The following is an 8144-nucleotide window of genomic DNA, read 5'->3' on the forward strand; positions in this document are numbered from 1 at the left end:
TGTCACCGGGCCCGTCACCGGGCCCGTCGGGTGGTTCACTCGGCGGGTTGTTCCGAGGGACCCGCAGTGGTGCCGCCGCGGGTGCCCTCCGTCTCGCCGCCGCCGGTGGTGGCGGTCTGATCGCCGTCCGGCGGGGTGCCGGGGCTCTGCCCGCCCGTGGTCCGGCCTCCGTCCGTGCGGCCGCCGTCGGTGCGGCCGCCGTCCGGCGGGGTGCCGCCGTCCGTCTCGCGGCCCCTCGGCGGCCGGGGGGAGCGGCCGCCGTCGGTGTCGCCGTCCCGGGGCGGGAACGGCGGGCGTCCCTCGGGGCTCTGTTCGCTGGGTGGTACGGGCGGCTGGCGGCCGGCGCCGGGCTGGAGTTCCAGGTCGAAGTCGAGGGGGTCGCTGCCTTCGAGGGCGGCCTTGGTGTAGGCGGCCCAGATGCGGGCGGGGTAGCCGCCGCCTCCGATGCGGGGCTCGCCGAGGGCGCCGTAGAGGGATTCGAGGCGGCCGGTGTCGGGGTCCTGGCCCATCATCGCGACGACGGTCACCAGGTCGGGGGTGTAGGCCGCGAACCACGCGGAGCGGTCCAGTTCGCCGGTGCCGGTCTTGCCGGCGGCGGGGTGGCCGGCGGCGAGTGCGGCGGTTCCGGTGCCGTTGTCGACCACGCTGGTGAGCATGGAGGTGGTGGTGTCGGCGGCTTCGCGGCTGACGGCCTGGTGGGGGGTGCGGGTGGGCAGGCCGAGGGTGTCGTCGCCCTTGGTGATCTTCTCGACGAGGGTGTACGGGGTCTGCCGGCCGTGGTCGGCGAGGGTGGCGTAGGCCTGGGTCATGTCGAGGACGCCGGCCTGCAGGGTGCCGAGGGCCATGGCGGGGCCGTCCACGAAGTTCGGGGTGTTCTCGGGGATGCCGAGGGCGACGGCGGTCTGTTTGACCTTGTCGGTGCCGACGTCGACGACCATCTGGGCGAAGACGGTGTTGACGGAGAGGTCGGTGGCGGTGCGGACGGTGATGTCGCCGTAGGAGCGGTTGTCCTCGTTCTCGGGGGCGTAGGGGATGCGGCTGCCGGTGACGGGGCGCCGGTTGTCGCCGTTGTAGTAGGTGTTGGGGGTGATGAGGCGGCCGTCCTGGGTGCGGGAGTCGTGGTCGACGGCGGCGGCGAAGACGAACGGTTTGAAGGTGGAGGCGACCTGGTAGTCGTGCCGGGTCGCGTTGTTGACGTACTGCTTGGTGTAGTCGATGCCGCCGTAGAGGGCGACGACCTTGCCGGTGAGCGGGTCGATGGAGGCGCCGCCGATGCGGACGAAGCGGTCGGCGGGCCGGGCGGCGGGGTCGAGCCGGGAGGTGACCTTGTCGTCGACGGCGGTGACGAGGGCGTTCTGGCGGCGGCGGTCGATGGTGGTGGTGATGCGGTAGCCGCCTTCGGCGAGGGTCTTCTCGTCGAGGATCTTGTGTTCGGCGATGTAGTCCTTGACGGCTTCGACGAGGTAGCCGCGTTGGCCGGAGAGGCCGGCGGCGGGGCGGATCCGGCCGGGTTCGGGGAAGGTGGTGGCGGCCCGTTCCTGCGGGGTCAGCCACTTCTTCTTGACCATGCCGTCGAGTACGTAGTTCCAGCGGGCGAGGGCGCGTTCGCGGTACTGGGGGTGGGCGACGACGTCGAAGGTGCTGGGGGAGTTGAGGAGGGTGGCGAGGTAGGCGCCTTCGGCGGTGGTGAGTTCGTCGACGTCCTTGCCGTAGTAGGCCTGGGCGGCGGCCTGGATGCCGTAGGCGTTGCGGCCGAAGTAGCTGGTGTTGAGGTAGCCCTCCAGGATGTAGTTCTTCGACTTCTCGCGGCCGAGTTTGATCGCGATGAAGAACTCCTTGACCTTGCGTTTGATGGTCTGTTCCTGGCCCAGGTAGTAGTTCTTGACGTACTGCTGGGTGATGGTGGAGCCGGACTGGGTGCCTTTGCCGGTGGCGGTGTTCCAGGCGGCGCGGAGCATCGCCTGGGGGTCGACGGCGGGTTCGGAGAAGAAGTCCCGGTCCTCGGCGGCGAGTACGGCTTCCTGGACGGTGCGGGGGACCTGGGAGAGGGGGACGTTGACCCGGTTGACCTCGCCGTCGCGGGCGAGTTGGGCGCCGTCGGAGTAGAGGTAGAGGTTGGACTGGGCGGTCGCGGCGGCGTTGGCGGGCGGGATGTGGACGAGCAGGTAGCCGGCGACGAGGGCGCCGCCGAGGAGCAGGACGAGCAACAGGGCGACGCCGAGGGCCGTGCGCCAGGTGGGGACGGCCCGGCGCCATCCGGTGCGTTTGCGGCCGGGGGTGCGTGTGCCGGGCGTTCGGGGTGCGTCGGGTGCGTCGGGTGTGCGGGATCTGCGGGGCGTGTGGGGTCTGTCGGGCGTGTGGGGGGCGTCGGGCGTTCCAGGTGTGTCCGGGTCGCGAGGGGGCCAGCCGGGTGGGGGTGACTGGTCGCTCATCTCCAGGGCTCCTCGACGCCGTGTGACATATCCACGTATGTACCTCATGGTGTCTACCCGATGGCGGATCGTTCCGTGCCGGACGGGCGTATTTCGGTCGCGTGGATCGCCCCTCCGCACTAAGCTCCCGCGCTTCGGCCGACGCGGGCCGAGGGCCGGCCGAGGGCGGCCTTGCGACGGCTTTGCGACGGTCTGCCGACGACCTGCGAGGGCCTACGAGGGCCTGCGAGGGCCTGCGAGGGCCTACGGCGGCCTGTCGACGGCTGGGGAACGATGGAGGAGGGAGCAAGGGTGCGCCTGCACGTGCCGTTGTGGCCGGCTGTGGCCGCGGGCGGCTTCCGGCGGTACGCGACGTACACGACGGCCACGGTGGCCGGGGTGTTCACGAACACCGTCTTCGGGTTCGTCATCGCGTACACGTACATCGCGCTGTGGGAGGAGCGGCCGGGGCTCGGCGGCTACGACCAGGCGCAGGCCCTGACGTTCGTGTGGGTGAGCCAGTCGCTGCTGGCGGCGGGAGCGTTGATCGGCGGCGGCTTCCAGGAGGAGCTGCAGGAGCGGATCCGCACGGGCGACATCGCCGTGGACCTCTACCGGCCGGCCGACCTCCAGTGCTGGTGGCTGGCGGCGGATCTGGGGCGCGCCGCCTTCCAGTTGCTGGGGCGGGGGGTGGTGCCGACGGTGGTGGGGGCGCTGGTCTTCCCGCTGGCGCTGCCCGGTGATCCGGTGCGCTGGCTGTTGTTCCTGGTGTCGGTGGTGCTGGCGCTGGTGGTGAGCTTCGCGCTGCGCTACCTGGTGGGGTTGGCGGCGTTCTGGCTGCTGGACGGCTCGGGGGTCAATCTGATGGCCACGGTCGCCTCGATCTTCTTCTCGGGGATGGTGCTGCCGCTGACCGTCTTCCCGGGCGCCTTCGGGGAGTTCGTGCGCGTGCTGCCGTGGGCGGCGATGCTCCAGGTGCCGATGGACGTGCTGCTGGGCCGGCACGCGGGGGCGGCGGAGGTGGCCGGGGCGCTGGGGTTCCAGCTCGGGTGGGCGGCGGCGCTGCTGGGGCTGGGGCGGCTGGTGCAGTCGGCGGCGACCCGGAGGGTGGTGGTCCAGGGTGGCTGAGGCTACGGGGAGCAGTGCGGCTACGGGGTCGGCGGGGATGGTGGGGACTTCGGAGACTCCGGGGACTCCGGGGACGGCTGCGGCTGCTGGGTCGGCTGTCGGGTCGGCTGCGGCCGCCGGGGAGACCGCCGTGCGCCGGAGCCGGGTCGTGGAGGGTCTGCGCGGCTACGGCCTGATCGTGGGGATGTGGATCCGGGCGACGATGGCGTACCGCACGTCGTTCTTCCTGATGCTGGTCGGGAACGCGACGATCTCCGGGCTCGATTTCGTCGGCATCTTCATCATGTTCCGGCACGTGGACGCCCTCGGCGGCTTCTCGCTGCCCGAGATCGCCCTGCTGTACGGCACGTCCACGGTCTCGCTGGGTCTGGCGGACCTGTTGCTGGGCAACACCGACCGGATCGGGGCGCGGGTGCGCGACGGTTCGCTGGACACGATGCTCGTGCGCCCGGTGCCGGTGCTGGCGCAGGTCGCCGCGGACCGGTTCGCGCTGCGCCGGCTGGGCCGGATCGTGCAGGGGCTGGCGGTGACGGGCTGGGCGGTCGCGGCGGTGGACGTGGACTGGACGGCGGGGCGGGTGCTGTTGCTGCCGGTGGCGATGGTCGCCGGGGCGGCCATCTTCGCGGCGGTGATGGTGGCGGGGGCGGCGTTCCAGTTCGTCGCGGGGGACGCGGCGGAGGTGCAGAACTCCTTCACGTACGGCGGGAACACGATGCTCCAGTACCCGCCGACGATCTTCACCAGGGAGCTGGTGCGCGGGGTGACCTTCGTGATCCCGCTGGCCTTCGTCAACTGGGTGCCGGTCCTGCACGTCCTGGGGCGGCCCGAGCCGCTCGGACTGCCGGGCTGGGCGGCGTACGCGAGCCCGCTCGTCGCGTGCGTGGTGCTGGTGCCGGCGTCGCTGGCGTGGCGCGCGGGAATCCGCTCGTACCGGAGCACGGGGAGCTGACCGTTGGTGGGCATGGACGTGGATGACGTGGATGACGTGCGTGGCGTGGATGACGTGGGCGACGTAAGTGACGTAGGTGTCGTGGATGACGTGGGTGCGGATGAGATGGGTCGCGGGGGCGGGGGAGACGTGCTGATCGAGCTGGACGGCGTACGGAAGGTCTTCGACGTACGGCGCCGGACGGGGCTGTTGCGGAGGGAGAAGCGCCAGGTCAAGGCGGTGGACGGGATCTCGTTCACGGTGGCCCGGGGGGAGGTGGTCGGGTACATCGGTCCCAACGGCGCGGGGAAGTCCACGACCATCAAGATGCTGACCGGGATCCTCACGCCGAGCGGTGGGCGGCTGCGGGTGGCGGGAATCGACCCGGCGCGGGAGCGGACCCGGCTGGCGCACCGGATCGGGGTGGTGTTCGGGCAGCGCACCACGTTGTGGTGGGACCTGCCGCTGAAGGACTCGTACGGCCTGATGCGGCGGATGTACCGGATCCCGGACGACCGCTACCGCCGCAACCTCGGGCGGTGCGTGGAACAGCTGGACCTGGGCGACCTGCTCGACGTACCCGTGCGGCAGCTGTCGCTGGGGCAGCGGATGCGCGGGGACATCGCGGCGGCGCTGCTGCACGACCCGGAGGTGCTGTACCTGGACGAGCCGACGATCGGGCTGGACGTGGTGAGCAAGGCGAAGGTGCGCGGGTTCCTACGGGAGTTGAACGCCGAGCTGGGCACCACAGTGCTGCTGACGACCCATGACCTCCAGGACATCGAGCAGTTGTGCGAGCGGGTGATGGTGATCGACCACGGGCGGCTGATGTACGACGGGCCGCTGGGCGGGCTGCACACGGTGGGGGAGGGTGAGCGAACGCTGGTGGTGGACCTGGAGACGGAGCACCCGCCGATCGACCTGCCGGGGACGCGGACGGTGAAGGTGGAGGGGCCGCGGCAGTGGCTGGCCTTCCCGGCGGCTGAGTCGGCGGCGCCGCTGGTGGCGGCGGTGGCGGAACGGTATCCGCTGCTGGACCTGTCGGTGCGGGAGCCCGATATCGAGGACGTGATCGCACGGATGTACGCGGGGCGGGGCTGAAGCCCTGTGAGGTACGGGTTCTGCTGCATAGGGTGGGTGCATGAGTGACGAGCGGCCGGAAGAGCCGGTCCCGGGCGGGCCTTTGCCGGAGAAGTCGACCCCGGACGCGCCGGCGCCGATGTCGAAGGAGGCGGTGCCGCGGGAGTCGGTGCCGCCGGAGTCGGATCGGCAGGAGCCGGCGCCCGGTCGTGCTCCGGCGCTGCGGGCGTCGGACGCGGACCGGGACCGGGTGGCGGAGCGGCTGCGGGACGCGTTGGCCGAGGGCCGGCTCGACATGGAGGAGTTCGAGGAGCGGCTGGAGGCCGTGTACGCCTCCCGTACGTATGCCGAGCTGGAGCCGCTGACCCGCGACCTGCCGGCGGTGGGGGACGCCGCACCGCATCCGCTCGCGGCGCCGGCGTCGGCGTCGGCCGGGGCGCCGGGCTCGGCGGTGTCGGCCGGGGCTGCCGGGTCGGCCTGGCCGGCGAGGATCGGCGGGGCCGGCACGTCGTCCGCGGGTGTGGCGGTGATGTCGGGGTTCCAGCGCAAGGGGCACTGGACGGTGCCGGCCCACTTCACGGCGGTGGCGTTCTGGGGCGGCGGGGAGCTCGACCTGCGCGAGGCGCGGTTCGCCGAGCGCGAGGTCGTGATCAACTGCGTCGCGATCATGGGCGGCATCGAGATCGTCGTACCGCCGGGCGTGGAGGTCGACGTACGCGGTGTCGGTTTCATGGGCGCCTTCGACCAGCGTGACAACCCGCTGCCGCCGGAGCCCGGCGCGCCGCGGGTGGTGGTGACCGGCTTCGCCTTCTGGGGCGGGGTGGACATCAAGGTCAAGGAGCGCAGGACGCAGCTGGGCGGCGGCGGGTACCGCAAGGAGCTGTAGCGCCTGCTGGCTGCTGGTCGATGGCCACTGGCGGCTGCCGCAGGGCGTTTGCTGTCGCCCCGCTCCCCCTTCTGGTCCGACACGAGGTGGGGAGCCCGGGAACTCTCCCCCGCGCTCGGGAGTCGGATGCTATGCAGGCAAATCCGCAGGCAATCAGATGTCCGACGCATAGCGACTGCATGGCGAATGCACAGAGATCGCACAGAGATCGCACAGAGATCGCATAGCCATGCATCCGTCTCCCGCGGGGGAAGGCAGGCCCGAGTGCCCGACACGTTCGTGTTCAGCGCTGCTGACGAGGAGCGGCGGCGTGGTGTGCGCCGGATGAAGGCCACGGCCACCGGGCTGCTGGTCCTGGTCGCGCTGGTCTACGTCTTCGCGAAGTGGGCCCAGCAGGACTGGGGGGCCGGCGGCTGGGCCGCGTACGTGGCGGCAGCCGCGGAGGCCGGCATGGTCGGCGCGCTCGCGGACTGGTTCGCCGTCACGGCCCTCTTCCGGCGGCCGCTGGGGCTGCCGATCCCGCACACGGCGATCATCCCGACGAAGAAGGACCAGCTCGGGGTGTCGCTGGGTGAGTTCGTGGGGGAGAACTTCCTCTCCCCGGACGTGGTCCGGGCCCGCCTGCACGCCTTGGGTATCGGCCGCCGACTGGGCGCGTGGCTCGCCGAGCCTGCGCACGCCGACCGGGTGACGGCCGAGCTGGCGACGGCGCTGCGCGGGGCGTTGACGGTGCTGCGGGACTCCGACGTCCAGGCGGTGGTCGGCGAGGTGATCACGCGGCGGGCGGAGGCGGTGGAGATCGCGCCGGGTGTCGGCAAGACGCTGGAGCGGATCGTCGTGGACGGCGGCCACCGGCGGGTGGTGGACCTGGTGTGCGTCAAGGCGCACGACTGGCTGGTCACGCACGCCGACTCGATCTCGGACGCGGTCCAGGGCGGGGCGCCCGGCTGGACCCCGCGGTTCGTCGACCGCAAGGTGGGCGAGCGCGTCTACAAGGAGCTGCTGCGTTTCGTCACGGAGATGCGGGACATGCCGGATCATCCGGCGCGGGGGGCGGTGGACCGGTTCCTGACGGACTTCGCCGCGGACCTCCAGTCGGACACGGAGACGCGGCTGCGGGTGGAGCGGCTGAAGTCCGAGATCCTGGCGCGGGACGAGATCCAGGACGTGATCGCGTCGGCCTGGACCGCCATCCGTACGATGATCATCTCGGCGGCGGAGGACGAGCAGAGCGAACTGCGGCTGCGCGTACGGGCCTCCCTGCTCTCGCTGGGCGCCCGCCTGGCCACGGACGGCCGCCTCCAGGCGAAGGTGGAGGGCTGGATCGAGGGCGCGCTGGTGTACGTGGTCACGACGTACCGCGCGGAGGTCACCTCGCTGATCACGGACACGGTGGCGAGCTGGGACGCGGAACACACGTCCCGCAAGATCGAGGCGCACATCGGCCGCGACCTGCAGTTCATCCGCATCAACGGCACGGTGGTCGGCGCCTTGGCAGGCCTCCTGATCCACACAGCCTCCACGGCATTCGGCGCATAGCACCGCCCGGGACCGGGCCGGGCCTTGGCCGGGCTGGCCCCGGGCCGGGGCCGGGCGCCTTGGTCGGGCTGGCCGGGCCCGGGCCGGGAGCCGGTGACGCTCGGCTGCGGGGGCTACGACACGGCGGGGCTGTTGCCGAGCGGCGGCTTGGGGCGCGAGTGGTGTCCCGGCC

The 8144-nt window shown here is 72.0% G+C and carries 6 protein-coding genes; 5 read left to right on the forward strand and 1 reads right to left on the reverse strand.

Annotation, left to right across the window (positions count from 1 at the left end):
* Positions 1-35 precede the first annotated feature (35 nt).
* On the reverse strand, positions 36-2432 hold the full coding sequence (locus GPJ59_RS10435) for a transglycosylase domain-containing protein (RefSeq protein ID WP_219666223.1): 2397 nt from the start codon (positions 2430-2432) through the stop codon (positions 36-38).
* Between the two features lie 273 nt (positions 2433-2705).
* On the opposite strand from GPJ59_RS10435, the gene GPJ59_RS10440 reads away from it, so the two are divergent.
* From GPJ59_RS10440 to GPJ59_RS10460, 5 genes are all read left to right on the forward strand, one after another.
* A complete protein-coding gene (locus GPJ59_RS10440) occupies positions 2706-3539 on the forward strand; it encodes an ABC transporter permease (RefSeq protein WP_374200829.1) in 834 nt (277 codons plus the stop codon).
* Positions 3540-3723: 184 nt separating this feature from the next.
* Positions 3724-4488, forward strand: coding sequence for an ABC transporter permease (locus GPJ59_RS10445; protein ID WP_258024176.1), 765 nt, complete (start codon positions 3724-3726; stop codon positions 4486-4488).
* A gap of 105 nt (positions 4489-4593) precedes the next feature.
* Positions 4594-5568 (forward strand): ABC transporter ATP-binding protein, encoded by a 975-nt coding sequence (locus tag GPJ59_RS10450; RefSeq protein WP_219666257.1) that lies wholly within the window; start codon positions 4594-4596, stop codon positions 5566-5568.
* Positions 5569-5686: 118 nt separating this feature from the next.
* Entirely contained in the window at positions 5687-6433 is a 747-nt protein-coding gene (locus GPJ59_RS10455; RefSeq protein WP_374200831.1) for a DUF1707 SHOCT-like domain-containing protein, read from the forward strand.
* A 186-nt stretch (positions 6434-6619) separates the two neighbouring features.
* A complete protein-coding gene (locus tag GPJ59_RS10460) occupies positions 6620-7972 on the forward strand; it encodes a DUF445 domain-containing protein (RefSeq protein ID WP_374200830.1) in 1353 nt (450 codons plus the stop codon).
* The last annotated feature ends 172 nt before the right edge of the window (positions 7973-8144 follow it).

The sequence above is a fragment of the Streptomyces bambusae genome (genome assembly GCF_019400985.1).
GTDB lineage: Bacteria > Actinomycetota > Actinomycetes > Streptomycetales > Streptomycetaceae > Streptomyces > Streptomyces bambusae_A.